This window comes from Pseudomonas abietaniphila (assembly GCF_900100795.1).
In the GTDB taxonomy this organism is placed as follows: domain Bacteria; phylum Pseudomonadota; class Gammaproteobacteria; order Pseudomonadales; family Pseudomonadaceae; genus Aquipseudomonas; species Aquipseudomonas abietaniphila.
In genome coordinates, this window is record NZ_FNCO01000005.1 from 285,368 (window position 1) to 310,122 (window position 24,755).

At 60.9% G+C, this 24,755-nt stretch carries 22 protein-coding genes; 7 read left to right on the forward strand and 15 right to left on the reverse strand.

Translation table 11 applies throughout. The features are described 5' to 3' along the window. The first annotated feature begins 129 nt into the window (after window positions 1-129). The 3 genes from BLS87_RS12305 (at window position 130) to lptF (ending at window position 2,013) form a co-directional block, all read left to right on the forward strand. The gene (locus tag BLS87_RS12305; protein ID WP_074752765.1) at window positions 130-474 is read left to right on the forward strand and encodes a pilin assembly protein; all 345 of its coding nucleotides are present in this window, start codon (window positions 130-132) and stop codon (window positions 472-474) included. Window positions 475-756: 282 nt separating this feature from the next. Further along, window positions 757-1,182 (forward strand): DUF4398 domain-containing protein, encoded by a 426-nt coding sequence (locus tag BLS87_RS12310; protein ID WP_074752766.1) that lies wholly within the window; start codon window positions 757-759, stop codon window positions 1,180-1,182. Window positions 1,183-1,230: 48 nt separating this feature from the next. Beyond that, window positions 1,231-2,013 carry a lipotoxin F family OmpA-related lipoprotein LptF gene (lptF, locus tag BLS87_RS12315; RefSeq protein ID WP_074752767.1) on the forward strand — a complete coding sequence of 261 codons (783 nt, stop codon included), beginning with the start codon at window positions 1,231-1,233 and terminating at the stop codon, window positions 2,011-2,013. A gap of 214 nt (window positions 2,014-2,227) precedes the next feature. Here the strand turns inward: lptF and BLS87_RS12320 are convergent, their stop codons facing one another. From BLS87_RS12320 to BLS87_RS12385, 15 genes are all read right to left on the reverse strand, one after another. Then, a complete protein-coding gene (locus BLS87_RS12320) occupies window positions 2,228-2,554 on the reverse strand; it encodes a PA3694 family proteiin (RefSeq protein WP_074752768.1) in 327 nt (108 codons plus the stop codon). Continuing rightward, the gene (locus tag BLS87_RS12325; RefSeq protein WP_074752769.1) at window positions 2,551-3,489 is read right to left on the reverse strand and encodes an alpha/beta hydrolase; all 939 of its coding nucleotides are present in this window, start codon (window positions 3,487-3,489) and stop codon (window positions 2,551-2,553) included. The genes BLS87_RS12320 and BLS87_RS12325 overlap by 4 nt, the downstream gene beginning before the upstream one ends. Before the next feature lie 228 nt (window positions 3,490-3,717). Then, a complete protein-coding gene (locus BLS87_RS12330; protein WP_074752770.1) occupies window positions 3,718-4,995 on the reverse strand; it encodes a flavohemoglobin expression-modulating QEGLA motif protein in 1,278 nt (425 codons plus the stop codon). Between the two features lie 28 nt (window positions 4,996-5,023). Continuing rightward, window positions 5,024-5,581, reverse strand: a complete 558-nt coding sequence (locus BLS87_RS12335; protein WP_074752771.1) for a hypothetical protein — start codon at window positions 5,579-5,581, stop codon at window positions 5,024-5,026. A 41-nt stretch (window positions 5,582-5,622) separates the two neighbouring features. Further along, complete coding sequence (locus BLS87_RS12340; RefSeq protein WP_074752772.1) at window positions 5,623-6,363, reverse strand: TetR/AcrR family transcriptional regulator; 741 nt, start codon at window positions 6,361-6,363, stop codon at window positions 5,623-5,625. A gap of 241 nt (window positions 6,364-6,604) precedes the next feature. Then, complete coding sequence (gene lysS, locus BLS87_RS12345; protein ID WP_074752773.1) at window positions 6,605-8,107, reverse strand: lysine--tRNA ligase; 1,503 nt, start codon at window positions 8,105-8,107, stop codon at window positions 6,605-6,607. A 106-nt stretch (window positions 8,108-8,213) separates the two neighbouring features. Then, a protein-coding gene (prfB, locus tag BLS87_RS33725; protein WP_143024366.1) for a peptide chain release factor 2 occupies window positions 8,214-9,309 on the reverse strand; the annotation gives its coding sequence in 2 pieces (ribosomal slippage) (window positions 8,214-9,236 and window positions 9,238-9,309; 1,095 coding nt in all). 298 nt (window positions 9,310-9,607) lie between these two features. Further along, the gene (locus BLS87_RS12350) at window positions 9,608-10,612 is read right to left on the reverse strand and encodes a response regulator (RefSeq protein ID WP_074752774.1); all 1,005 of its coding nucleotides are present in this window, start codon (window positions 10,610-10,612) and stop codon (window positions 9,608-9,610) included. 45 nt (window positions 10,613-10,657) lie between these two features. Continuing rightward, window positions 10,658-11,668, reverse strand: coding sequence for a chemotaxis response regulator protein-glutamate methylesterase (gene cheB / locus BLS87_RS12355; protein ID WP_074752775.1), 1,011 nt, complete (start codon window positions 11,666-11,668; stop codon window positions 10,658-10,660). Then, entirely contained in the window at window positions 11,665-14,058 is a 2,394-nt protein-coding gene (locus tag BLS87_RS12360; RefSeq protein ID WP_074752776.1) for a hybrid sensor histidine kinase/response regulator, read from the reverse strand. Before BLS87_RS12360 ends, cheB begins: the two co-directional genes overlap by 4 nt. After that, entirely contained in the window at window positions 14,055-14,738 is a 684-nt protein-coding gene (locus BLS87_RS12365; protein ID WP_074752777.1) for a chemotaxis protein CheW, read from the reverse strand. Before BLS87_RS12365 ends, BLS87_RS12360 begins: the two co-directional genes overlap by 4 nt. Beyond that, a complete protein-coding gene (locus tag BLS87_RS12370) occupies window positions 14,735-16,039 on the reverse strand; it encodes a CheR family methyltransferase (protein ID WP_074752778.1) in 1,305 nt (434 codons plus the stop codon). Before BLS87_RS12370 ends, BLS87_RS12365 begins: the two co-directional genes overlap by 4 nt. Then, window positions 16,036-16,572, reverse strand: coding sequence for a chemotaxis protein CheW (locus BLS87_RS12375; protein ID WP_074752779.1), 537 nt, complete (start codon window positions 16,570-16,572; stop codon window positions 16,036-16,038). The genes BLS87_RS12370 and BLS87_RS12375 overlap by 4 nt, the downstream gene beginning before the upstream one ends. Before the next feature lie 9 nt (window positions 16,573-16,581). Then, the gene (locus BLS87_RS12380; protein WP_074752780.1) at window positions 16,582-18,204 is read right to left on the reverse strand and encodes a methyl-accepting chemotaxis protein; all 1,623 of its coding nucleotides are present in this window, start codon (window positions 18,202-18,204) and stop codon (window positions 16,582-16,584) included. A gap of 363 nt (window positions 18,205-18,567) precedes the next feature. Further along, complete coding sequence (locus tag BLS87_RS12385) at window positions 18,568-19,323, reverse strand: tellurite resistance TerB family protein (RefSeq protein WP_074752781.1); 756 nt, start codon at window positions 19,321-19,323, stop codon at window positions 18,568-18,570. Window positions 19,324-19,501: 178 nt separating this feature from the next. On the opposite strand from BLS87_RS12385, the gene BLS87_RS12390 reads away from it, so the two are divergent. The 4 genes from BLS87_RS12390 to BLS87_RS12405 all read left to right on the forward strand — a co-directional run bounded on the left by BLS87_RS12390 (window position 19,502) and on the right by BLS87_RS12405 (window position 24,755). Continuing rightward, window positions 19,502-20,416 (forward strand): LysR family transcriptional regulator, encoded by a 915-nt coding sequence (locus tag BLS87_RS12390; RefSeq protein ID WP_074752782.1) that lies wholly within the window; start codon window positions 19,502-19,504, stop codon window positions 20,414-20,416. 287 nt (window positions 20,417-20,703) lie between these two features. After that, on the forward strand, window positions 20,704-22,182 hold the full coding sequence (locus BLS87_RS12395) for a gamma-aminobutyraldehyde dehydrogenase (protein WP_074752783.1): 1,479 nt from the start codon (window positions 20,704-20,706) through the stop codon (window positions 22,180-22,182). Window positions 22,183-22,305: 123 nt separating this feature from the next. Continuing rightward, window positions 22,306-23,457, forward strand: coding sequence for a putative ABC transporter substrate-binding protein YdcS (gene ydcS, locus BLS87_RS12400; RefSeq protein WP_074752784.1), 1,152 nt, complete (start codon window positions 22,306-22,308; stop codon window positions 23,455-23,457). A gap of 260 nt (window positions 23,458-23,717) precedes the next feature. Further along, window positions 23,718-24,755 carry an ABC transporter ATP-binding protein gene (locus BLS87_RS12405; protein WP_074752785.1) on the forward strand — a complete coding sequence of 346 codons (1,038 nt, stop codon included), beginning with the start codon at window positions 23,718-23,720 and terminating at the stop codon, window positions 24,753-24,755.

Genomic DNA, 24,755 nt, shown 5'->3' on the forward strand with positions numbered 1-24,755 from the left:
CAAATTCATACATGCGCGCAACCCTTTGCCGCACATCTGCCGGGAGCAAGCTAGTCTCATCAGCGAACCCCACGAGGGTTCGAACATTCGCCTGAACCCGCCACCACGCGGGTGTACGAAGAGGTCTTTATGAAAATCCGTGAGCTCGCAAAACAGTGGGAACAGACCGCCAAGGGTCGTCTGACCAAGACCGGCTATGCGGTTCATCTGGATGTCGAAGCCGCTGCACGGCTGGCCGCGCTGGCGGAAATGTACCCCAAGCGCACCCCGGAAGAATTAATGGGTGAGCTGATCGGTGCCGCCCTGGAAGAGCTGGAAGCCAGTTTTCCGTACATCAAGGGTTCGCACGTGGTCGCCACCGATGAAGAAGGCGATCCGCTCTACGAAGATGTCGGCCCAACACCGCGTTTCCTTGCCCTGTCTCGTCGTTTTCTGCAGGATTTGTCCGATCAGCAGGACAACCCACAGCACTGATTACGACGTCGCTTTCAGCGCTTTGAAAAGAGTCGCGCCACCCCGTCAGCACGGGCCTGGCGCGTCTTTTTTTGTGCCAGTTTTTCAACGTCAATTTCTCACTTTGTAGAAATCCACTCAGTCAGATGGCTAAAAAACGCTGAACTATTCAAAAACTGCTCAGGTCCGAGCATTTAGCCATTACAGAAAAAGCCGACAGATGGCAGCGGATACATGACCCTGTCATCCAGCCGCCAGGCTCTTGACTGAAATGGAAAACATCGTGTTTTCAGGAGTTTCAAAATGGAGTTGACCACCATGAATATCAGCACTGCCAAAACCACGTTCAACGGCCTGCGCGGGCTGAAACTGGCCGCGCTGGCTCTGGGCACCAGCTTCCTGCTCGCCGGTTGCGCAGGCAACCCGCCCAGCGAGCAATACGCCGTCACCCAATCCGCGGTGAACGCAGCCGTTACCGCCGGCGGTACTGAGTACGCAGCGGTGGAAATGAAATCTGCCCAGGACAAGTTCAAGCAAGCCGAACTGGCCATGCAGGAAAAGAAATACGACGAAGCCCGCAAATACGCCGAACAAGCCGAATGGGACGCTCGAGTAGCTGAGCGTAAGGCCCAGGCCGCCAAGGCTCAGAAAGCGGTGCAGGATGCTCGTCAGGGCGTCAATGAACTGCGTGAAGAAGGCATGCGCCAGGTTCAGCCGGTCAGCCAGTAACCCTTCGCCTTTCATGCATTGGCCATTGATTTAAAGGAAGAAACCATCATGCGTAAACAAGTACTGATCCCTGCCCTGCTGGCCCTGAGCGTTGGTCTGGCTGCCTGCTCCTCGCAACCTAACGTGAACCTGGAACAAGCCCGGACCAACTACTCGGCGCTGCAAAGCAATCCGAAAGCCAGTCAATTGGCGGCGCTGGAAACCAAGGACGCCAGCGAATGGCTGGACAAGGCAGACGCCGCGTATCGCAATCATGACGACGAAAAGAAAGTCGATCAGCTGGCGTACCTGACCAATCAGCGCGTCGAACTGGCCAAGCAGACGATCAACCTGAAGACTGCTGAGAACGATCTGAAAAACGCATCGGCCCAACGTGCTCAGGCGCGTCTGGATGCTCGCGATGCTCAGATCAAGCAACTGCAGAACAGCCTGAACGCCAAGCAAACCGAACGCGGCACGCTGGTGACCTTTGGCGACGTATTGTTTGACCTGAACAAGGCCGAGCTGAAATCGACGGGCCTGGTGAACGTGAACAAGCTGGCGCAGTTCCTGTCGGAAAACCCTGATCGCAAGGTGATCGTCGAGGGCTACACCGACAGCACCGGTTCGGCGACCTACAACCAGTCGCTGTCCGAGCGCCGCGCGAACTCGGTGCGCATGGCACTGGTGAAGATGGGCGTGGCCATGGACCGTGTCGTTGCGCAGGGTTATGGCAAGGAGTACCCGGTGGCGGATAACGCCAGCGCGTCGGGCCGTGCGATGAACCGTCGTGTGGAAGTGACCATTTCCAACGATAACCAGCCGGTCGCACCGCGTTCTTCGATGCAGTGATAGGGCTGATGCGGTGATGTAATTGCCGCTGCAAGTCAGAAGGCCCCGTCTGTGGATGCAGATGGGGCCTTTTTTTGTGGCAGGAAAAGGAAATGGAAAAGCAAAATCAACAGCAGAAGCATCAGGTTGACGCGGTCCAAGACGCTCTGCGTCCAAGTCGATGCGGAGCGTCAATCGATGCGTTACCACGCGGAGCATGGGTACGATCAGAAAATCACTGCACCTTCTGCGGCGTTTCCTGCCCCATGCACCTCACCGCCTGCTTGCGATCATTCACCAACACTCCGGTCAGACCCTTCTGCGCGGTATCGAACAACACCATCACCCCATCGATACACTGAGCCACCTGCGGCGCCGGCTCCAGCGCGACTTTGTAGTCCTCCCCCGGCACCGTCTTGAGCATCGTGAACTCGCTCAACTGCAACGCATCCTCAGGCTTTGCGAAGTGCAGATACCCGTAGTACCACAGCGTCCCGACGGTCAAAAAAATACAGCCAATCCCAGTCAGAATCTGCGGGATCACATTACGCTCGTCACTCATTTCGAACTCTCTGCCGGTTGCGTTTCCGATGGCGCAGAGGAAGTCTTCTTGCTCGCATCAGGATCAGGGTAATTGGGGATCTCGGCCAGACGCCGCAGGCCGTTAAAGTGTTGCGGGTCGTCCAGATACCGGACCATGACTTCACGCCAAGTCGGGTCTTCGAAGGTTTGCACATGAGGCCCCCGCGTCAGTTGCAGGACCCGTGGCAACGGTGCGGACTGATACAGGCTGATGCCGTTGTGCAACGGAACCTGCGAATCGTCGAGGCTCTGGAACAGCAGCATCGGCGTGCCTTTGAGCTGCGTAATGCCATTGATGGCGCTGTCGCTGTCGGGGATCACCCACGACAATGGCCGCTTGAACGGCCACGTGAGCCACGACGTGCTCAACGTGTAGCGCGCCACTTCGCGATAGCTGGCCGGCACGCCGTCGAGCACCAAGGCTTTCACCCGAGAACGCTGTTGCGGGTGCTCGGACAGGTAATGCACACCCAGCGCGCCACCAATGCTTTGCCCCAACACCACCAGCGGTTTGCCCTGCACCTCCGGCGCCTTGTTCAGCCAGTCGAACGCCGCGTCGATGTCCTGGTACACCGCTGGCAGACTGGGGTCGCCTTCGGAATGGCCATAGCCGCGATAATCCAGCAACAGCACTTGATAGCCCTGCTCCGGAAGCCAATAGCTGCCGCTCAGGTGCCAGGCCATGTTTCCGCCGTTGCCATGCAGGTGCAGCACCGTGCCCTTGACCGGAACGCCGGCTTTCGCGGGCAGAAACCAGGCATTGAGTTTTGTGCCGTCGGCGGTGGTCAGCGTCAGGTCACGGTACGGCAGGTGGGCCTTTTCCGGGGTGAGGGGGACGTCGCGCTCCGGGTAGAACAGCAGTTCGCTGCAGCCGGCGAGAAAGAGGATCGTGATGAGAGTGACGATGAGCTTCAAACGGGTTTCATCCTTGTTTTTTCGCCGTGTGAGGAGGCCTTTTTATCGCTGTACCCTTTGTAGGAGCCGGCTTGCTGGCGAATGCGGTGTGTCATTCAAATCTGGTGTTGAACTGACGCGTTCGCCAGCAAGCCAGCGCCTACCGGGCGGGTGCCAGATCGGTCAGCACTGATCTTGCTGTTCTTGCACCTTCGCCACCAAGCCGGTTTTTTTGAAAACGCTCGGCGCTCAAAGGATATTCGAGTAATCCGCTTCGATCCGGTCCAGGCTCAAATGGTTCAGGAAGTTGGAGAAGCACATCCATGCCGACAACGCGTTCATGTCGCGGAACTGCTCCGGCAGGTATTTGGGCGGCACCACCAGCCCTTCGTCCACTAATTGGCGCAACGTGCGCATGTCTTCGAGCGTGGTCTTGCCGCAAAACAGCAGCGGCACCTGCTCCAGCTTGCCCTTTCTCACGGCCAACTGGATGTAGTTGTAAACCATGATGAAGCCCTTGAGGTAGGACAGGTCCTTGGTGAACGGCAGACCGTTGGGCACAGAGCCCCGGAAAACGCGGCTGGCGTTGCCGTAGCTTTCAGGCATACCGAAGCCCTGCTCACGGTAGAACTCGAACACCTGCAGGAAATCCGCGCCCTCTTCGGCCATGTGAATCGCACGGGTGCGGTTGGTCAGCTTGCGCAGGCGGCTGGGGTAGGAGGCGAAGCCGATGACTTCCATCAGAATCGCCAGGCCTTCCTGGGTCACGGTCGACGACGGTGGGCCTTTGGCGAGGAAAGTGCAGATCGGCTGATTCTGACCGTTCAGGGTAGTGCCCACGTGCACAAGGCCTTCGTGGACTTCCAGCGCCCGCACGTCACGCTCGTTGAACATCGCGTCGCTGCGGATCTTGATGTAATCGGCGCCCGCCGCCGCGTCCGCGACAATACCGTCGGACTCAAACACACGGATGGTTTCTTCAGCCTCGCCAAAGGTGCGATTCAGCCGGCTTTGGAGCATGGCCACCGCGTCTTTCGCCGTCAGAATCTTCGGTTCGTCCTTGAGGTCACCGCGCCCGGCGATGTTGTTCAGGTAATCGGACAGCATCAGGCCGAGGTCGGCCAGCGTCGGATCACCGGCATGAAACGCATCGGACGCCGCGCCGTACAACTCTTGGGAAATGAGGCCAAAATCCGGTGTGCCACGGGCCTCGAGCATCCGGATGACCATCCGGTACTCCTTGCACATGCGCCGCATGATCTGCCCGACCGGGTTGAACTGCCCCAGTTGCCGGGTAATGTCGCGCTCGATGTTCTGGAATTCCAGTTTCAATGCGCCGGAGTCAAAACCCAACGGGCGATTCTCGTAGTAGGCCCGATCGATCTCGGGCATTTGCTTGCCCTTGGCGGAAAGAAAATTCTTGCGGATGCTGTCGTCCCACTTCACCGCATCCAGTACCCGGATCGGCGTTTGCGCGAACACGATACGATCGGACAGCGTGCGAATGGTCTGCTGGTAATCGTCCACCCAGTACCCCTTTAATTGACCTTTAGCGCTATTTGGTCATGCGCTGATATTGAGCTGCTTTGAGAAAGACATCGGAATTGGCGGTGTCGTCCAGATAGGCGAACACCTTGTCCATGGAGGTGGTGATCAGCACGCCGTCACCCTTCTCGGTTTCAATCGCCTGGCCTTCGAAGGTCTTTTGCTCGATCAGCTGCTGCATCCGTTCCAGGTCCAGGTCATAGACGTCCAGTTCGTCGGCCGCGTTATCGTTGTCGACCAGGTCGAAGCCGGCGATGACGTAATTGGCCCCGTACTTTTCAGGCAACGCCGCCGACACGTACCAGCGGCTGCCATGGCGCGACACCGTGAAGGTGTACTCGTCGCGGTTCTTGCGATCCCCCTTGCGGTAGCTGACGGCCTTGTACTGATTGGCCCCGGCGCGGCTGATTTCCAGCTCCAGCGGCTCGCCCCAGGCGTTCTTGCTGGTCCAGGTGCCGAGCAGTTTCGGCGGCGCGGTGTCGCGCGTGGGAATCGGGTCCTTGAAAGTCACCAGGCATCCGCTCAACAGCGCGAACGACAAGGCGAGCAAAACGCTCCAGACTTTCATCGCTTCTCCTGAAAGTGAGCCCTCGACACCGAGCCCTGAAATTATGCGTTGCAGCCCGTCATGGGCTTGGCGGTGCCCAGCACCAGATGCATCTGGCGGGTAAGAATAGCGAGCATTTCTTCGTCTGCGTGGGGACGTGGTCCCTCGAGCAAGCCCTGATATTCCATCCGCCCGATAATCCCCGTCAACACTTGCGCATCCACTTGCGGTTGGGCCGAGCCCATGACCTCGAGAAACTGGGCGCTTCCCTGCAACAGAATCTGCTGGTGCGCGCTGACCAGAGGCGCCAGTCGCGGGTTGATCAACGCTTCGAGGCGGAAGGCGTGCTCGGCGATCAATTGATCGCGGCGCGTCAGCAACTGATGGCGCACGTAGTCCAGGGTCATGCGCGCAATCTCGTCCGCCAGCCGCGCGCGGGCATCGGCGCTGCCGTCGTTGCGCGCGACCATTTCGCGCAGCAGGGTTTCGGTGTTGGTCCACAGCTTGGCCATGTACGCCGCGCTGCGTTCGACGTATTGGGCGAAGGCATCGGTGAGCAGGTCGTCGATGTCCTTGAAGTAATAAGTGGTGGCCGACAGCGGCACTTGCGCTTCGGCGGCCACGGCGCGGTGCCGGACGGCCCGCACGCCATCACGGATGAGAATGCGCATGGCCGCATCGAGAATCTGCTGTCGGCGCTGTTCGCTTCCCTGTCGGCTCGCCTTGCGGCCTTGATACTGAACACTCTGTGCGACGGCCGTGGCAAGGCCAGCGGCTCCCTTTTGAGCGATCGTACGATTCACGACAGGTTTTCCTCTTTGAATGACTGGCAGGCGCGGAGCCTGTAGGAGCGTGGCTTGTCCCGCGATCGGCGGGGAACCCGTCGTAAACCCTGAGCACACGGTTTTCCTGTTACACCGCATTCGCCGGTTTTGCGACGACTGCGTCGCCGATCGCGGGACAAGCCACGCTCCTACCGTTGGCCTGCGTGACTGTAATGGACAAAAAAAAGCCGCCCTGCTCAGGCGGCTTGTTTTAAAGCGCTTATGCTTGCGGCCGCATGTGCGGGAACAGGATGACGTCGCGGATCGACGGCGAGTTGGTCAGCAGCATCACCAGACGGTCGATACCGATGCCCTCACCCGCTGTCGGCGGCATGCCATATTCAAGGGCGCGAACAAAGTCGGCGTCGTAATGCATGGCTTCGTCGTCACCTGCGTCCTTGTCGGCCACCTGTGCCATGAAACGCTCGGCCTGGTCTTCCGCGTCGTTCAACTCGGAGTAGGCGTTGGCGATTTCACGGCCACCGATGAACAGTTCGAAACGGTCAGTGACGTTCGGGTTGTCGTCGTTACGACGGGCCAGCGGCGACACTTCGAACGGGTACTGGGTGATGAAGTGCGGCTGCTCCAGCTTGTGCTCGACCAGCTCTTCAAAAATCATCACCTGCAGCTTGCCCAGACCTTCGAAGCCCAGCACCTTGGCGCCGGCTTTCTTGGCGATTGCGCGAGCCTTGTCGATGTCGTTCAGGTCTTCGGCGGTCAGGTCGGGGTTGTACTTGAGGATCGAGTCGAACACCGACAGACGCGCGAACGGTTCGCCGAAGTGGAACACCTTGTCGCCGTACGGCACGTCGGTGCTGCCCAGAACCAGTTGAGCCAGTTCACGGAACAGCTCTTCGGTCAGGTCCATGTTGTCTTCGTAGTCGGCGTACGCCTGGTAGAACTCCAACATGGTGAATTCAGGGTTGTGACGGGTCGAAACGCCTTCGTTACGGAAGTTGCGGTTGATCTCGAACACTTTCTCGAACCCACCGACAACCAGCCGCTTGAGGTACAGCTCAGGCGCGATGCGCAGGAACATTTCCATGTCCAGGGCGTTGTGGTGGGTTTCGAACGGTTTGGCCGCCGCGCCGCCAGGGATGGTCTGCAGCATCGGCGTTTCGACTTCCAGGAAGTCACGCTTCATCAGGAAGCTGCGAATGTGCGCAATGACCTGCGAACGCACGCGGAAGGTCTGACGCACGTCTTCGTTGACGATCAGATCGACGTAGCGCTGACGGTAGCGTTGCTCGGTGTCGGTCAGGCCGTGGTGCTTGTCCGGCAGCGGACGCAGCGACTTGGTCAGCAGACGGACGCTGGTCATTTCGACGTACAGGTCGCCCTTGCCGGAACGGGCCAGGGTGCCTTCGGCGGCAATGATATCGCCCATGTCCCAGGTCTTGACGGCGGCCAGGGTGTCTTCGGACAGTGTCTTGCGGTTGACGTAGACCTGAATGCGACCGGTCATGTCCTGAATCACCATGAACGAACCACGGTTGAGCATGATGCGACCGGCAACCTTGACCGGAATCGCCGCCTCGGCCAGCGCTTCCTTGGTCTCGTCCGCGTACTGTTTCTGCAGGTCGTTGCAGTAGTTTTCGCGGCGGAAGTCATTCGGGAAGGCATTGCCCTTGGCGCGCTCGGCAGCAAGCTTTTCCTTGCGCAGGGCGATCAGGGTGTTTTCTTCCTGTTGCAGGGCTTGCGGGTCGAGTTGTTGGTCGCTCATGTCTTTTGATTTTCCATCACAGGTTCGTTGCTTCTTGCCACAGGCAAGGGATCACGGGCCGGTCGCGGTAGAAGGATGCGCCGTACCCGTAACAGTGGTGTCGCGTTTACAGCCCCTGTTTGAGGCTTGCTTCGAGGTAGCCGTCGAGGTCGCCGTCCAGCACCTTGTTGCAATCGCTGCGCTCAACGCCGGTACGCAAGTCCTTGATGCGCGAGTCATCGAGGACGTACGAACGGATCTGGTGACCCCAGCCGATGTCCGACTTGGTGTCTTCCAGCGCCTGGGACGCCGCGTTGCGCTTCTGCATTTCCAGCTCATACAACTTGGCCCGCAGCATTTTCATGGCGGTGTCCTTGTTCGCGTGCTGGGAGCGCTCGTTCTGGCAGCTGACCACGGTGTTGGTCGGGACGTGGGTGATACGCACCGCCGAGTCAGTGGTGTTGACGTGCTGACCACCCGCACCGGACGAGCGATAGGTATCGATTCGCAGGTCAGACGGGTTGATGTCGATCTCGATGCGGTCGTCGATCTCAGGGGACACGAACACCGCCGAGAACGAGGTGTGGCGGCGGGCGCCGGAGTCGAACGGGCTCTTGCGGACCAGGCGGTGCACGCCGATCTCGGTGCGCAGCCAGCCAAAGGCGTACTCGCCCTTGATGTGAACCGTGGCGCCCTTGATGCCGGCGACTTCGCCTTCGGACAGCTCCATGATGGTCGCGTCGAAGCCGCGCTTGTCGGCCCAGCGCAGGTACATGCGCAGCAGAATGTTGGCCCAGTCCTGAGCTTCGGTACCGCCGGAGCCGGCCTGGATATCGAGGTAGGCGTTGTTGGGGTCCATTTCGCCGCTGAACATGCGACGGAATTCGAGCTTCTCCAGCGACTCGCGCAGGCGATCGATTTCAGCAACGACGTCGGCGACAGCCCCTTCGTCATCTTCTTCGACGGCCATGTCCAGCAAGTCTTTGGCGTCTGTCAGACCGGAACTCATTTCATCGAGGGTTTCGACGATCTGGGCGAGCAGAGAACGCTCACGGCCCAGTTCCTGGGCGTACGACGGGTTGTTCCAGACAGCCGGATCTTCGAGCTCGCGGTTTACTTCGGTCAGACGATCATGTTTGTGATCGTAGTCAAAGATACCCCCGAATGGATTCGGAGCGCTCGGACAGGTCCTTGATGCTGTTTAGGATCGGGTTGATTTCCATGGTAGGCAGCACTCGCAGGCGAAATTTTCAAAGCCGACGAGTATACCCCAGCTCCCGCCCTGATGGCAGTCCGTTGGGCAGGGTCAGAGAGGATCAATGCATTCTCTGGACATCTCAAAAAATGGGTTGGGTGCCCAGCTTCCAGGTGCAGTCCATTCTGTAGTAGACGTCGGAGGTTACGACGGCAGCGAAGGCGGCGGGGCGGTTTCCATCCAGGTCGGCTGTAGACCGCATTCGCCACTGTCGTAACCTCCAGCAGCTCCCACAGTGCTGCGCACGTCCATTGATCGGTATCGGATCAGCCCACCACCACCTGATTGCGCCCATTGTGCTTGGCCGCATAAAGCCCCTGATCAGCGCTCTGGATCACTTGGCGGCTGTGGCTGCCGACCTGCGGCACCACTGTCGACAGGCCGATGCTGACGGTCAGGCTGGCACCTTCGCTGGGTGCGATATGAGGGATGTTCATGCCGGCCACGGTCTGGCGCAGTTTCTCGGCCAGAAGGCGTGCGCCGCCAGGTGAGGTATTGGGCAGCACCAGCGCGAACTCTTCACCGCCGTAACGGGCGGGCAAATCGGAAGGACGGCTGCAGCTGGAACGGATCGCCTTGGCGACCTGACGCAATGCTTCGTCCCCCTCCAGGTGACCGAAATTGTCGTTATACGCTTTGAAATAGTCGACATCGATCATCATCAACGACAACTGCGTCTGTTCACGAATCGCCCGGCGCCACTCCAGTTCCAGGTATTCGTCGAAGTGGCGGCGATTGGACAGCCCGGTCAGGCCGTCGGAGTTCATCAGGCGTTGCAGCACCAGATTAGTGTCCAGCAACTGCTGCTGACTGACCCGCAGCGCGCGGTAGGCTTCGTCACGCTGGAGCAGGGTCATATAGGAGCGCGAGTGATAGCGGATACGCGCAACCAGCTCGATGTTATCCGGCAGTTTGACCAGGTAATCGTTGGCACCGGCCGCGAACGCCGCGCTCTTGATCAGCGGGTCTTCCTTGGTTGAGAGCACGATGATCGGAATATCCCGGGTGGCCGGGTTGTTGCGGTATTCGCGCACCAGCGTGAGGCCGTCAAGACCCGGCATGACCAGATCCTGAAGGATCACCGTCGGTTTGATCTGGATCGCCTGAGCGATCGCTTGATGCGGGTCGGCGCAAAAGTGAAAATCGATGTTTTCTTCGTTCGCCAGCCCACGCCGGACTGCCTCGCCAATCATCGCCTGATCGTCGACCAGTAACACCATGGCAGCGTTTTCGTCCGTGGCGTTTACATCGTCCAGCTGCAAATCATGCATTCAGGGTCTCCTGGTCACAGGCGGGCTGTGAAATCACCTGGAAATTCATTGGGTGAATACCTCGGTCAAGCGAGGCGCTATCGTGTCCAGCGGGCGAATCTCCTTGGCGGCGTCAATTGCGGCTGCCGCTTTGGGCATGCCGTACACCGCACAGCTTCGCTGGTCCTGGGCGATGGTGAGGAACCCGCGCTGACGCATCAGCTTGAGCCCCTGTGCGCCATCGCGCCCCATCCCCGTCAACAGAACACCGACTGCATCACCGTTCCAATAACTGGCCACGCTTTCGAAAAACACATCGATCGAAGGCCTGTAAATCTCATTCACCGGCTCTGCCGTATAAGCCAGCGTGCCGTTCTTCAACAGACGAATATGGTGGTTGGTGCCCGCCAGCAGCACGGCGCCGCTTTGTGGCGGCTCACCGTCACGGGCCAGCCGCACCTGCAACCCCGAAGAGCTGCTCAACCACTGTGCCATCCCGGCGGCAAACACTTGATCCACGTGCTGCACCAACACGATGGCGGCCGGAAAGTCCTGCGGCAGCGCCTTGAGCAGCACTTCCAGCGCCGCCGGCCCACCTGCGGACGAACCAATGGCGACCAGACCCTGACGCTGCGAGGCTTCGCGCAACGGAGCCGGTGTCGGACGCACGCGGCTGTCACGCTGACCAATGAGCCAGCCTATATTAAGAATCTTGCGTAACAAAGGCGCGGCAGCATCCTTGGGGTTGCCCGCACCGATCGCCGGGGTGTCCACGACGTCCAGCGCACCGTGGCCCATGGCCTCGAATACCCGGTGGACGTTCTGTTCACGGTCCACCGTCACAATCACGATGGCGCACGGCGTCTCGGCCATGATGCGGCGGGTGGCTTCCACGCCATCCATCACTGGCATGATCAAGTCCATCAGGATCAGATCCGGGGTCAGTTCGGCACACCGTTCCACCGCCTCGGCCCCATTGCTGGCGACCCACACCACCTGATGCGCGGGCTCGAACGCCAGCGCACGGCGCAGCGCTTCGACCGCCATGGGCATGTCATTGACGATGGCGATCTTCATCCTTGCGCATCTCCTATCAACTCAACGACCGCGTCGAGCAACGCGTCGTCATGGAAACTGGCCTTGGCCAGATAATAGTCGGCACCGGCGTCGAGCCCTCGACGCCGGTCTTCCTCACGATCCTTGTATGACACCACCATCACCGGCAACGACTGCAGGCGACTGTCGCGACGCAGCAATGTCACCAGTTCGATACCGTCCATGCGCGGCATGTCGATGTCGGTGATCAGCAGGTCAAAATCCTCGGCGCGCAACGCGTTCCACCCGTCCATGCCGTCCACCGCCACCGCTACGTCATAGCCGCGCCCGAGCAACAATTTGCGTTCCAGCTCGCGCACGGTCAGCGAATCGTCGACCACCAGCACGCGTTTGCGGGCTTGATTATCCGCCTGCCGATTGCGCCGATCGATACGTTCCAGGCGTCCGGTATTCAGCAATTTTTCAACCGAACGCAGCATGTCCTCGACGTCGATGATCAGCACCGCAGAACCATCGTCAAGCAACGCGCCCGCCGAGATGTCCTGAACCTTGCCCAGGCGGGGATCCAGTGGCAGCACCACCAGCGTACGCTCGCCGATAAATCGCTCCACCGCCACGCCGTACACCGCGTCGCGCTCTCGGATGACCACCACCTTGAGCACGTCTTCGCTGTGCTGACTGGCCGGGCGATTGAGCAACTGACTGGCCGCGACCAGCCCGACATGACGCTCCTCGTGCCAGAAGTGCTGACGGCCTTCGAGCTGCACGATGTCATCGGCCTGCACGTCACGCATGCGTTCGATGTGCGCCAACGGGAAAGCATAGGCCTCACCACCGACCTCCACCACCAGGCTGCGCACCACCGACAGCGTCAGGGGGACTTCGAGATGGAAGCAGCTGCCCTGCCCCGCCTGCTGGACCAGTTCGACACCTCCCCGCAGCTGCCGAACCATGTGCTGCACGGCATCCAGCCCGACACCCCGGCCCGAGACTTCGGTAACCTTGTCGCGCATGCTGAAACCGGGCAGGAATAGGAAGCTCAACAACTCTTCCTCGCTCAACTGCGCCGCCGTTTCCTCGGGCGACAACTTGCGGTCGATGATGCTGCGACGCAGGCGTTCAAGATCGACCCCGGCGCCGTCATCGATCAGTTCGACCACCAGCAGCCCCGTCTGATGCGACGCCCTGAGCGTTATCAATCCCTCCGCGGACTTGCCGCTGGCAAGCCGTTGCTCGGGTGATTCGATGCCGTGATCGACCGCGTTGCGCAGCAAATGCGTCAGCGGGGCCTCGAGTTTTTCCAGTACATCGCGATCGACCTGGGTCTTCTCGCCTTCAATCTCCAGACGCACCCGTTTGCCCAGAGAGCGTCCAAGGTCGCGAACCATGCGCGCCTGCCCGACCAGGACGTCAGCAAACGGACGCATGCGGCAGGCCAACGCGGTGTCGTACAGCAACTGGGCACGCTGGGTCGCCTGCCAGCCGAACTCGTCCAGATCGGAGGTCTGCTGAATCAACAGGTGCTGCGCCTCGCTCAACAGACGCCGGGCTTCTTCGAGCATCTTTTGCGCATCGGGATCGACACTGGCATCGAGCAAGGCTTCCAGGCTGTCGAGCGCACGGCTGGCACCGCTTTGCGACCGTTTGACCCGCTGCATGGCGGTCAGGTACGGCTTCAGCCGCTGCGTTTCAACCAGCGACTTGCTCGACAGGTCGAGCAGGTTATTCAAGCGCTCGGCGGTCACTCGCAGCACGCGCTCGCCACCCTCGGCAACACGGCGCTCACTGCGGCGCCCGGGCTTCGACGGCGCGGAATCGTCTTCGCTTTCAGTCGGCGTGGAAGACGTTGAGGGCACAGGCAATAACAGATCGGCGGGCAGCGGTTGCGCCGACAGCGGTGCGCTCAACGCCGCAGGCCCCAACGCAGACTGAACGGACGCCACCAACGACTGAGCGTTGGCCAGCAGGAGATCGTCCATTGAGGGTGTGGCGCTTGGCGCAATGACCGCGTGGCGCACACCGGGCTTGATCAGGTCGGTCATCAGCGCGACATAACCGTCGACATCGCTTTGTCCAACGCTGCTTTCGCCTGGCGTGGCAATGCGCATGAGCATGTCGGTGCCCATCAACAGCGCGTCGATGTGCTCGGGCTTGAGGTGCAGACGCCCTTCCTGCGCCTCCACCAGACAATCTTCCATGACGTGGGAAACACTGACGCCGGCATTGACCCCGACGATCCGCGCCGCGCCCTTGAGCGAATGCGCTGCGCGCATGCAGGCTTCCAGCTGATCCGCCTGCGTGGGGTTGCGCTCAAGCGCCAGCAAGCCTGCGCTCAGGACCTGGGTCTGGGCTTCGGCTTCCAGGGTAAACAGTTCGAACAACGAAGCGTCGCGCATCTGATCGGGCGTCATGTCAGGCTCCGGTTCACTGCCGACAACAGGTGTTCTTCATCCAGCAACCGCAGGCTGCGATTTTTCCACTGCACCACGCCTCGGGTGAACCGGGCGTTGCTGTTCTGCGCGGGCGCCGAGGCCGAATCCAGCAGCCGCGCCTCGATGGCGTGAATTCCGTCCACTTCATCGACCGGCACCACCACCGGCCCGCCCTCGGCCGAGACGATCAACATGCGCGGCATGATGCGCGCCGACGTCGATGGGGGCAGCGAGGTGTCCAGTCCGAGCAGTTCGACGAACGACAGGCACGCGACCAGCGCGCCTCGCACGTTGGCAACGCCCAGCAGCGCGCGCGAGCGTTGATGCGGAAGCGAGTGAATGGCCTGCACCGGCGAGACCTCGACCAGGCAGCGCGTCGGCAGGCCCAGCCACTCTTCCCCCAGACGAAACACCACCAGGGAGCGGGTCTGGACGTCACTGGCCAGGTCCTCGCCCTGCATCGACACGCGGTGCTCCTGAGCCAACGCATAGCGGTCGAGCAATCGTGTGGCCGCCGCCGAATACACCGAACAGTTGCGGCAATGGATGTGCTCCACCAGCAATGGGCATGAGCGGTCGCCATGAATGCCGATCCGGTTCCAGCAATCGTCGATGGCCTGAGCGTCGTGGCTCACCAGTTCACTGTGTACGCCGGTCATCGATTACGTCCTTCTTTGTTCACGCCACGCGCTGCACGTTCCTGCAAACGGCGAGCGCCCGCCGCGTCGCCCTGAGCCGCCAGCAACGCCGCCAACTGCGCCAATGCTTCGGGGTGCTGAGGCTCGAGGTACAACGCCTTGCGGTAAAACCCTTGTGCGCCCGACACGTCGCCTCCGACTTCGCTGAGCAGCCCCAGCCAATAGAACACCCTCGCCACCGGCTCGTAGCGCTTGAGGTATTGATCGCACGCTGCTTTTGCCTCGGCACTCTTGCCTTCGTTGGCAAGACGCCTGATGTCGTCGAGCAAGGTGGCGGCTTCGCCTGCGGCAGCCGACGGTGGCATCGTCGCGCGGGGCACGGGTGAAGCCGGTGCAAACGGGCTTACGCTGCTTCTGATCCGCGCAGTGGTAGGCGGTATCGGCTTGACCAGGCGTGACGGTTCAACGGGCAGCGGCGGCGCGACCGGCGTCGCGGTCACCACAGTGAGCGGATCGGGCAGCGGCTCGGCACGATGGCGAAAGGCGAAGGACTGGGCGATGCCGATCGACGCCATCCCCATGCGACCGAGCAGGCTGCCCTCAGCAGGTCCGATGAACAACACGCCGTCATCGCGCGTCATGCGCTTGAGCGCCTCGAAGCCACGCTTCTGGGTGTCGACGTCGAAATAGATCAGCAGGTTGCGACAGAACACAAAATCGTAGGCCGACTGCGCGACGAGCAAGGTCGGATCAAGCAGGTTTCCGGCTTGAAAACTGACGCGCTCGCGAACCCGATCCTCGACGCGATAGCCCTCATTGACCTGACTGAAGTAACGCTCGCGAAAACCGAGGTCAGTGCCGCGAAACGAGTTTTTGCCGTACACGCCCTGGCGCGCGCGCTGCAAGGACAGCGGGCTGATATCCACCGCCTCGACCTTGAACTGCTGCGGTTGCAGACCGGCATCGAACAACGCCATGGCAATCGAATAAGGCTCTTCACCCGTCGAGCAGGGCAGGCTGAGGATGCGCAGCGGTCGCACGCCGTTGAGCTGCGCCAGACGCGCAGCGGCCAGCTTGCCCAGCGTGCCGAAAGACTCCGGGTAACGGAAAAACCAGGTTTCGGGCACGATCACCGCTTCGATCAGCGCTTGCTGTTCTTCTGCCGAGCTCTGCAGCAGTTGCCAGTAGGCGTCATGGTCCACGGCCTTGGCGCTCGTGCAGCGCTGGCGCACCGCTCGCTCGATGATGGCCTCGCCAACGGACGCCACGTCCAGCCCGATGCGGTGCTTGAGGAACGCGAAGAAACGCGCATCTTCGCTCATGACGTCGCCTCGAACGATTCAAGGCTCAACGGCTGGGCCGGAAACAGCAATTCACGCACAGCATCGGTCAGCAAATCCTGCACGCGAATCCACTGCAGTAAACCCAGGGCGTCTTCACGCACCGGGCCAAGGTACGGCGCCTGCCGGTTGTCCAGGCCGTACGCTTTGAACTCATCCGGGGCGCAGCGCAGGGTTTCGGTGGCCTGCTCAAGAATCAGCCCCAGCCACTGTGGCGCGCGCTCGGCGCTGATGCGGTAGTTCACCAGCACCAGACGGGTGCTGGTGCGTGACTGGGCAGGTTCACCGAAGGTCAACGCGCTCAGGTCGATGACCGGCACCACCGCACCACGATGAGCAAACACCCCCGCCACCCAATGCGGCGCCTGAGCAATGGGTTTAAGCACCAGCCGAGGCAGCACTTCGGCGACTTCCGTCGCTTCCAGCGCATACCGTTCCGTCCCGATGCGAAACAACAGGAACAGCTTGTTCTTCGGCAACACGACCGTGCTGCGTTTGGCTGAATGCTCGATCATGGTCCCGACTCAGACCTTGAAGCGCGAAACGCCGCTGCGCAGTCCCACCGCGACCTGGCTCAGCTCGTCGATGGCGAAACTGGCCTGGCGCAGGGACTCCACGGTCTGGCTGCTGGCATCGCCCAGCTGCACCAGGGCCTGATTGATCTGCTCGGCACCGGTGGCTTGCGCCTGCATGCCTTCGTTGACCATCAACACCCGGGGCGCCAGCGCCTGCACCTGGTGGATGATCTGCGAAAGCTGCTCGCCGACCTGCGTCACTTCGAACATCCCCCGGCGCACTTCTTCGGAGAATTTGTCCATGCCCATGACGCCTGCCGACACCGCCGACTGGATCTCACGCACCATCTGTTCGATGTCGTAGGTCGCCACGGCGGTCTGGTCGGCAAGACGTCGCACTTCGGTCGCGACCACGGAAAAACCACGGCCGTACTCGCCGGCTTTCTCGGCTTCGATGGCGGCGTTGAGGGACAGCAGGTTGGTCTGGTCGGCCACCTTGACGATGGTCACCACCACCTGATTGATGTTGCCGGCTTTCTCATTGAGGATCGCCAGCTTGGAGTTGACCAGGTCGGCCGCGCCCATCACCGAATGCATGGTGTCTTCCATGCGCGCCAGCCCTTGCTGTCCGGAACCGGCAAGAATCGAGGCCTGGTCCGCAGCGGAGGTGACCTCTGTCATGGTCCGGACCAAATCGCGCGACGTGGCAGCGATTTCACGGGAGGTTGCACCGATCTCGGTGGTGGTCGCGGCGGTTTCCGTGGCGGTCGCCTGCTGCTGTTTGGAGGTGGCCGCAATTTCGGTGACCGACGTGGTGACCTGCACGGACGAGCGCTGCGCCTGGGACACCAGTGCGGCCAGTTCGGTGACCATGTCGTTGAAACCGGTCTGCACGGAACCGAACTCGTCGTTGCGGTCCAGCTTCAGACGGCTGCTCAGATCACCCGTGCGCATGGTGTCGAGAATCCGCACGATGCGGTTCATCGGTGCCAGAATCGCGCGCATCAGCAGCAAGCCGCAACCGGCTGCCACCAGCACGGCAACGATCAGCGAAATCCCCAGGGTGATCTTTGCACTGGAAACAGCGGCCTGAATATTGTCGGACGACCGATCAGCGTTGAGCTTGTTCTTGGCGCCCAACGTATTGAGCACCTTGCGACCTTCAGACCACACCGGCGTCAGTTGCTCGGCGAAAATACGTTGGGCCAGCGGGAAGTTGTCACTTTGATAGGCGGCAAGAACGCTATTGAGCACCAACCCATAACGCTCGCGCAACTGCAGGAAATGGGCAAAGTCACTGCGATCGTCTTCTTCAAAAATGCTCTTCTGATAGTTCGCAATTTGCGTTTGCAGACGGTCTTCGAAATCTTTGTATTCATCTTCTTCAGTACTGCTGAGGCTGCGCCCAGTGCCCTCGACGAGCAACTGTTGGGTGCGCACGTAACTTTCCGCCCAAGCGCCTCGCACAGTGCCGCTGTAATAGACGCCAGGCAGCGCATCCAGTCGAACTTCATCGCCGCTGTTTTCAATGACCCACAGCCGATTGAACGCCACGACGACCATCAACAGCATGATGGTGATGATTACCGCAAAGCTCGCCAAAATACGTTGACGCAACGTCCAGTTCTTCACAGTCAGCCCTCAAGAGTTCAACACCGGCAGATACCGGGTTCAAGAAGCGGACCACAGACGGCCCGAAGCGAGCGGAGTATAGCCTAGTGCCTTACCAATTAACCGGGCTGTTTCCGACATAGATAACGCGATAACGCACAGATATATCAGAAATATCTGACACGCTATCGGCATGTGGGAGGATTGCTTGATGGCAGGCGCCCAGGCGTTATCGGGAGCACTGAATCACCTTCGAACCTGTAGGAGACGTCGGAGGTTACGACGGCAGCGAAAGCGTAGTGTCAGGCAACCCATCTACCACTGAAGCCATTCGTTCGCTGCCGTCGTAACCTCCGACGTCTCCTACAGGGAATCGGGTGTCTGTTACTGCTGAGATTGCCGCACCTGGTTTTCCAGTTCCTGCTTGAGCCCTGGCTCAATCTTCAACTGCTTGGCGAGTTCATCCAGATACGCGCGCTCCATGAAGTGCTCTTCATCGACCATCATCACGCTGGCCAGGTACATCTCGGCGGCGATTTCCGGGGTGCGCGCGGAACGGGCGACGTCGGTCGGGTCCAGCGGCTTGTTCAGCTCGACGTGCAGCCATTGCTGCAAATCACTGTCGCCAGTCAGGCGAGTAAATTCGCCTTCGATCAACTGTCGTTCGTTTGCATCGACGTGCCCGTCGGCCTTGGCCGCCGCCACCAGCGCTCGCAGGATGGCCTCGCTGTGTTGCTCGACCTGTGCAGGAGGCACCCGGTCAACGGTCTGCAGCTCGGTCTGTTGCGAGGCGCCTTGACCTTGATTGGCCTGCCAGTTGCCATAGGCCTTGTACGCCAGGACGCCTAACGCGGCCAGACCGCCGTAGGTCAGCGCCTTGCCTCCGATCTTGCGCGCGCTTTTGTTGCCCAGCAGCAATCCCATTGCCCCGGCTGCCAGCGCGCCGCCTCCCGCGCCCGAAAGAAACCCGCCAAGGTTGCCGCCGCCTACTTTGCCCAGCAAATCGTTGAGGCCGCCTTGCGCGCCCTTCCCCTGCACGCCGTTACCGTGGGAACCGGAGGGCGCCGGCCCGCCTGAGGCGTTCTTCAGCAGGTCCTGGCCGGATTTCAACAATTGATCGAGCAAGCCACGGGTGTTCATAAGAAAGCTCCTGAAAACGGAAGAAATCATTCGACTCGCAAGGTAAGACGAAGTCGGCAAACCGGGCTTTCAGGTGTGCTTCTGAATGTTGCCGCCTCCATAGACGTCGCTGGCGGCCCCTCAGGAAAAACGATATACAGTCGTTCAATTCTAAAAAGCCAAGCGAGCCGGTGCCCTCATGATGACGCTACGTCAGATCCGTCACTTCATTGCGGTCGCGGAAACCGGATCGATCTCGGCGGCCGCCCAAGCGGTGTTCATCTCTCAATCGACGCTGACCCTGGCCATTCAGCAACTGGAAGAAGAGATCGGGGTCAGCCTGTTCAGCCGTCACGCCAAGGGCATGACCCTGACCCACCAAGGCCACCAGTTCCTGCGTCAGGCCCACCTGATTCTTGCCACCGTCGAAAACGCCAAGCGCAGCCTGCAGCAAGGCGCCGATCAGGTGGCCGGGCAGTTGATCATCGGCGTGACGAGCCTGGTCGCCGGTTACTACCTCGCAGACTTGCTGACCCGTTTTCAGCGCGCGTACCCCAACGTGGACATCCGGGTGATGGAGGATGAGCGGCCTTATATCGAACACCTGCTGGTCAGCGGCGAAATCGACGTCGGCGTATTGATTCTGTCGAACCTGGAAGATCGCCACGCACTGCAGACCGAGGTCCTGACTCACTCACCCCACCGCCTGTGGCTGCCGGCGCAACACCCGTTGCTGGAACAGGACAGCATCAACCTGGCCGACGTCGCGCGTGAGCCGCTGATCCAGCTCAACGTCGATGAAATGGGCACCAATGCCCAGCGCGTCTGGTCACGCGCCGGGCTGCAACCCAAGGTCACGTTGCGCACGGCCTCGACCGAGGCGGTCCGCAGCCTGGTGGCCGCCGGCCTGGGCGTGTCGATCCAGCCGGACATGACCTATCGCCCGTGGTCGCTGGAGGGCGACATCATCGAAGCACGCCCGATCGCGGACCTGACCCAGACGCTGGACGTCGGCCTTGCATGGCGGCGCGGCACTGCGCGTCCCTCGTTGGTCGACCCATTTCTCAGCGTGGCCCGCGAACAACCGCATCCGGGGCGCAGGCCATCTATTTAATCGAACGCTGCATTCAGTATTTAGAATTTGTCGAGCCCTGGAAGCCGCACTAGGCTCTGAGGCTTGGGAACTGAGTTGTTTCCGGATTTTGCGGAGCGCCGCAGCGCCGGATCTGTGGGAGCGAATTTATTCGCGAGACGCCCGTACAGCCGGTAAAGACAGGTCGCCTGTGTGCATCTATCGCGAATAAATTCGCTCCCACAGTTATCCAGCGCTGCGCCCGACAACGGCGACACGTTGGCTACGCGCCATAAATAACAAAGCATCGACACAAGGAAGCTCGAACAATGGCTGGCGCAGCAACCCCACACACCGCAACCGCTCAACTGTTCACCTCTTTGCTGATCGACGGTGAACTGGTCGCGGGTCAGGGGTTTGTCGAACCGATCCTGAACCCCGCCACCGGCGAGGTATTGACCCACATTGCCGAAGCCAGCACCGAGCAGGTCGAGACTGCCATTCTGGCGGCCAACCGCGCCTTCACCGGTTGGTCGCGCACCACGCCGCAACAACGCTCCAATATTCTGCTGAGCATCGCCGATGCCATCGAAAAAAACGCTGACCATCTGGCGCAACTGGAATCGCTGAACTGCGGCAAACCCCTGCACCTGGCGCGTCAGGATGACCTGACCGCCGCTGTCGACGTGTTCCGCTTCTTCGCCGGCGCCGTCCGTTGCCAGACCGGTCAGTTGTCCGGCGAATACGTACCGGGCTACACCAGCATGGTCCGCCGCGACCCGATTGGCGTCGTTGCATCGATTGCGCCGTGGAACTACCCGATCATGATGGCTGCCTGGAAGATCGCTCCGGCGCTGGCGGCGGGCAATACGCTGGTCTTCAAACCCTCGGAACACACACCACTGTCCATATTGGCGTTGGCGCCGGTTTTCGCCCGCCTGCTGCCCAACGGTGTGATCAACATCCTCTGCGGCGGCGGTGAAGGGGTCGGCAGTCACCTGGTCAGCCACCCGAAAGTGCGCATGGTCTCGCTGACCGGCGATATCGTCACCGGCCAGAAAATCCTCCAGGCCGCGGCCAAAACCCTGAAACGAACGCACCTCGAACTGGGCGGCAAGGCGCCGGTGATCGTCTGCAACGATGCCGACATTGCGGCGGTCGTCGAGGGTGTGCGCACCTACGGCTATTACAACGCCGGCCAGGACTGCACGGCCGCGTGTCGCATCTACGCTCAGGCCGGTATTCACGACAAGCTGGTCGCCGAGCTGGGTGCTGCGGTCAGCAGCCTGCGATTCGCCGGCAAGCGCGATGCCGACAACGAAATCGGCCCGCTGATCAGTGTGCGTCAGCGTGATCGGGTCGCCAGCTTCGTTGAGCGTGCGCTGAGCCAGCCCCATATCGAACGCATCACTGGCGCCGCGGTGCACTCAGGCCCTGGCTTCTTTTATCAGCCGACCTTGCTCGCCGGGTGCAAGCAAGGCGATGAGATCGTCCAGCGAGAAGTGTTCGGCCCGGTGGTAACCGTCACCCGCTTCGACGAATTGTCCCAGGCCGTGGAATGGGCCAACGACTCGGAATACGGCCTGGCCTCGTCGATCTGGACGCAAAACCTCGACAAGGCCATGCAAGTCGCCGCGCGTTTGCAGTACGGCTGCACCTGGATCAACAGCCATTTCATGCTGGTCAGCGAAATGCCCCATGGCGGCCTGAAACGTTCGGGCTACGGGAAGGACCTGTCGAGCGATTCGCTTCAGGACTACAGCGTTGTCAGACACATCATGGCGCGCCACGGCAGCGATCTGCCGTGAACAGCAGATGCCACATCGGCTTCAACTAACACCGCTACGCTAATAAGAGCTTGAAACAAGCACGCCGCACCGAGTCACCGTTCAAAACTGCCCCGACCATAATTTGAAAAAGAGGGAACCCCCATGTCAGTGCAAAAGACCGCGCTCCTGAGCGCTGTGATCACCGCGTTGTTCGCCAGCGGCACCTTGCAGGCGGCTGAAACGCTCAAGGCTGTCGGCAACGGCGAAGGCCAGCTGGATATCGTTGCGTGGCCGGGCTACATCGAACGGGGCGAAAGCGATAAGGCCTATGACTGGGTCACCGGCTTCGAACAGGAGACCGGGTGCAAGGTCAACGTCAAGACGGCGGCGACCTCTGACGAGATGGTCAGCCTGATGACCAAGGGCGGTTATGACCTGGTGACGGCATCGGGGGATGCGTCGCTGCGTCTGGTGGCCGGCAAGCGTGTTCAGCCAATCAACACCGACCTGATTCCCAACTGGAAAACCCTCGACCCGCGCCTCAAAGACGGCCCGTGGTACACCGTCAACAAGCAGACTTACGGCACGCCCTACCAATGGGGCCCGAACGTGCTGATGTACAACACCAACGTGTTCAAGACGCCGCCGGTGAGCTGGAGCGTGGTGTTCGAGGCGCAGGACCTGCCGGACGGCAAGCCCAACAAAGGCCGCGTCCAGGCCTATGACGGCCCGATCTACATCGCCGACGCAGCGCTGTATCTGAAAACCGCCAAGCCGGAACTGAAAATCGAAGACCCGTACCAGCTGACCGAAACCCAGTACAAGGCTGTGCTCGACCTGCTGCGCGCCCAGCACCCGTTGGTGCACCGCTACTGGCATGACGCGACCGTGCAGATGAGCGACGTGAAGAACGAAGGCGTCGCGGCGTCCAGCTCCTGGGGCTACATGGTCAACGGCCTGGTCGCCGACAAGCAGCCAGTCGCCTCGACCATCCCGCAGGAAGGCGCGACCGGTTGGGCCGACACCACCATGTTGCACGCCGACGCCAAGCACCCGAACTGCGCCTACAAGTGGATGAACTGGTCGCTGCAACCGAAAGTCCAGGGCGACGTTGCAGCGTGGTTCGGTTCACTGCCGGTGGTGCCTGAAGCGTGCAAGGCCAGCGAACTGCTGGGTGCCGAAGGCTGCGCCACCAACGGCTTCGACCTGTTCGACAAGATCGCCTTCTGGAAAACCCCGCAAGCCGAGGGTGGCAAGTACGTGCCGTACAGCCGCTGGACCCAGGACTACATCGCGATCATGGGCGGGCGATAAGGCAGGGAGGTGTCGGCTGACTCCGGGCTCCGGCACACCGCAAAACCTGTAGGAGCGCGCTTGCCCGCGAATGCGATCTGTCTGTGACATGGAGGGTGCCTGACACACCGCCATCGCGGGCAAGCGCGCTCCTACTTTTGATCGCTCCACGCTGCGCATGGGAACGATCATCCCAGTGACGGCGTTCTTTCAGATGTCTGCATTTTGATGCACCCGGCGAACCCGCTGCGACGGCGTTCGCGTTCACTTGAGGTTTCACCATGACCCTTGCAGTCCAGTTCACCCACGTTTCCCGTCAGTTCGGCGAAGTGAAAGCCGTTGACCGGGTTTCCATCGACATCAAGGACGGCGAGTTCTTTTCCATGCTGGGCCCGTCGGGCTCGGGCAAAACCACCTGCCTGCGCCTGATCGCAGGCTTTGAACAACCCAGCGCCGGTTCGATCCGCATCCACGGCGAAGAAGCCGCCGGACTGCCGCCCTACCAGCGCGACGTCAACACCGTGTTTCAGGATTACGCGCTGTTCCCCCATATGAACGTGCGCGACAACGTGGCGTATGGCTTGAAGGTTAAAGGCGTCGGCAAAAGCGAGCGACTGGCGCGTGCCGAAGAGGCCTTGAGCATGGTCGCCCTGGGCGGCTACGGCGATCGCAAGCCTGTGCAACTGTCGGGCGGTCAGCGCCAGCGCGTGGCACTGGCCCGTGCGCTGGTCAATCGGCCTCGTGTTCTGTTGCTCGACGAGCCCCTCGGTGCCCTCGACCTGAAGTTACGCGAGCAGATGCAGAGCGAGCTGAAGAAGCTGCAACGCCAGCTTGGCATCACCTTTATCTTCGTGACCCACGACCAGACCGAAGCGCTGTCGATGTCGGACCGTGTCGCCGTGTTCAACAAGGGCCGCATCGAGCAGGTCGACACCCCGCGCAATCTGTACATGAAACCGGCGACCACCTTCGTCGCCGAATTCGTCGGCACCTCCAACGTGTTGCGCGGCGAACTGGCGCAACAGCTGAGCGGCACACCGAACGCCTTTTCCATTCGCCCGGAACACATCCGCTTTGCAGAAGGCCCGCTGGCGAGTCATGAAATCGAGATCAGCGGCCTGCTGCACGACATTCAATATCAGGGCAGCGCCACGCGCTACGAGCTGAAACTGGACAACGGCCAGACCCTCAGCGTCAGCCAGGCCAATACCCAATGGCTGGACACCAGCGCGCAGCACCAGACCGGCCAGCGTGTCTGCGCTCGCTGGGCGCGCGAGGCGATGATCCCGCTGGCCGACACCGTTACAGAGGCCCATTGA

Excerpts from the sequence above, each read along its gene's own strand:
- BLS87_RS12305 (WP_074752765.1), top strand. The coding sequence starts at position 130 with ATGAAAATCCGTGAGCTCGCAAAACAGTGGGAACAGACCGCCAAGGGT.
- BLS87_RS12310 (WP_074752766.1), top strand. The coding sequence starts at position 757 with ATGGAGTTGACCACCATGAATATCAGCACTGCCAAAACCACGTTCAAC.
- lptF (WP_074752767.1), top strand. The coding sequence starts at position 1,231 with ATGCGTAAACAAGTACTGATCCCTGCCCTGCTGGCCCTGAGCGTTGGT.
- BLS87_RS12320 (WP_074752768.1), bottom strand. The coding sequence starts at position 2,554 with ATGAGTGACGAGCGTAATGTGATCCCGCAGATTCTGACTGGGATTGGC.
- BLS87_RS12335 (WP_074752771.1), bottom strand. The coding sequence starts at position 5,581 with ATGAAAGTCTGGAGCGTTTTGCTCGCCTTGTCGTTCGCGCTGTTGAGC.
- lysS (WP_074752773.1), bottom strand. The coding sequence starts at position 8,107 with ATGAGCGACCAACAACTCGACCCGCAAGCCCTGCAACAGGAAGAAAAC.
- BLS87_RS12350 (WP_074752774.1), bottom strand. The coding sequence starts at position 10,612 with ATGCATGATTTGCAGCTGGACGATGTAAACGCCACGGACGAAAACGCT.
- cheB (WP_074752775.1), bottom strand. The coding sequence starts at position 11,668 with ATGAAGATCGCCATCGTCAATGACATGCCCATGGCGGTCGAAGCGCTG.
- BLS87_RS12360 (WP_074752776.1), bottom strand. The coding sequence starts at position 14,058 with ATGACGCCCGATCAGATGCGCGACGCTTCGTTGTTCGAACTGTTTACC.
- BLS87_RS12365 (WP_074752777.1), bottom strand. The coding sequence starts at position 14,738 with ATGACCGGCGTACACAGTGAACTGGTGAGCCACGACGCTCAGGCCATC.
- BLS87_RS12370 (WP_074752778.1), bottom strand. The coding sequence starts at position 16,039 with ATGAGCGAAGATGCGCGTTTCTTCGCGTTCCTCAAGCACCGCATCGGG.
- BLS87_RS12375 (WP_074752779.1), bottom strand. The coding sequence starts at position 16,572 with ATGATCGAGCATTCAGCCAAACGCAGCACGGTCGTGTTGCCGAAGAAC.
- BLS87_RS12385 (WP_074752781.1), bottom strand. The coding sequence starts at position 19,323 with ATGAACACCCGTGGCTTGCTCGATCAATTGTTGAAATCCGGCCAGGAC.
- BLS87_RS12390 (WP_074752782.1), top strand. The coding sequence starts at position 19,502 with ATGATGACGCTACGTCAGATCCGTCACTTCATTGCGGTCGCGGAAACC.
- BLS87_RS12395 (WP_074752783.1), top strand. The coding sequence starts at position 20,704 with ATGGCTGGCGCAGCAACCCCACACACCGCAACCGCTCAACTGTTCACC.
- ydcS (WP_074752784.1), top strand. The coding sequence starts at position 22,306 with ATGTCAGTGCAAAAGACCGCGCTCCTGAGCGCTGTGATCACCGCGTTG.
- BLS87_RS12405 (WP_074752785.1), top strand. The coding sequence starts at position 23,718 with ATGACCCTTGCAGTCCAGTTCACCCACGTTTCCCGTCAGTTCGGCGAA.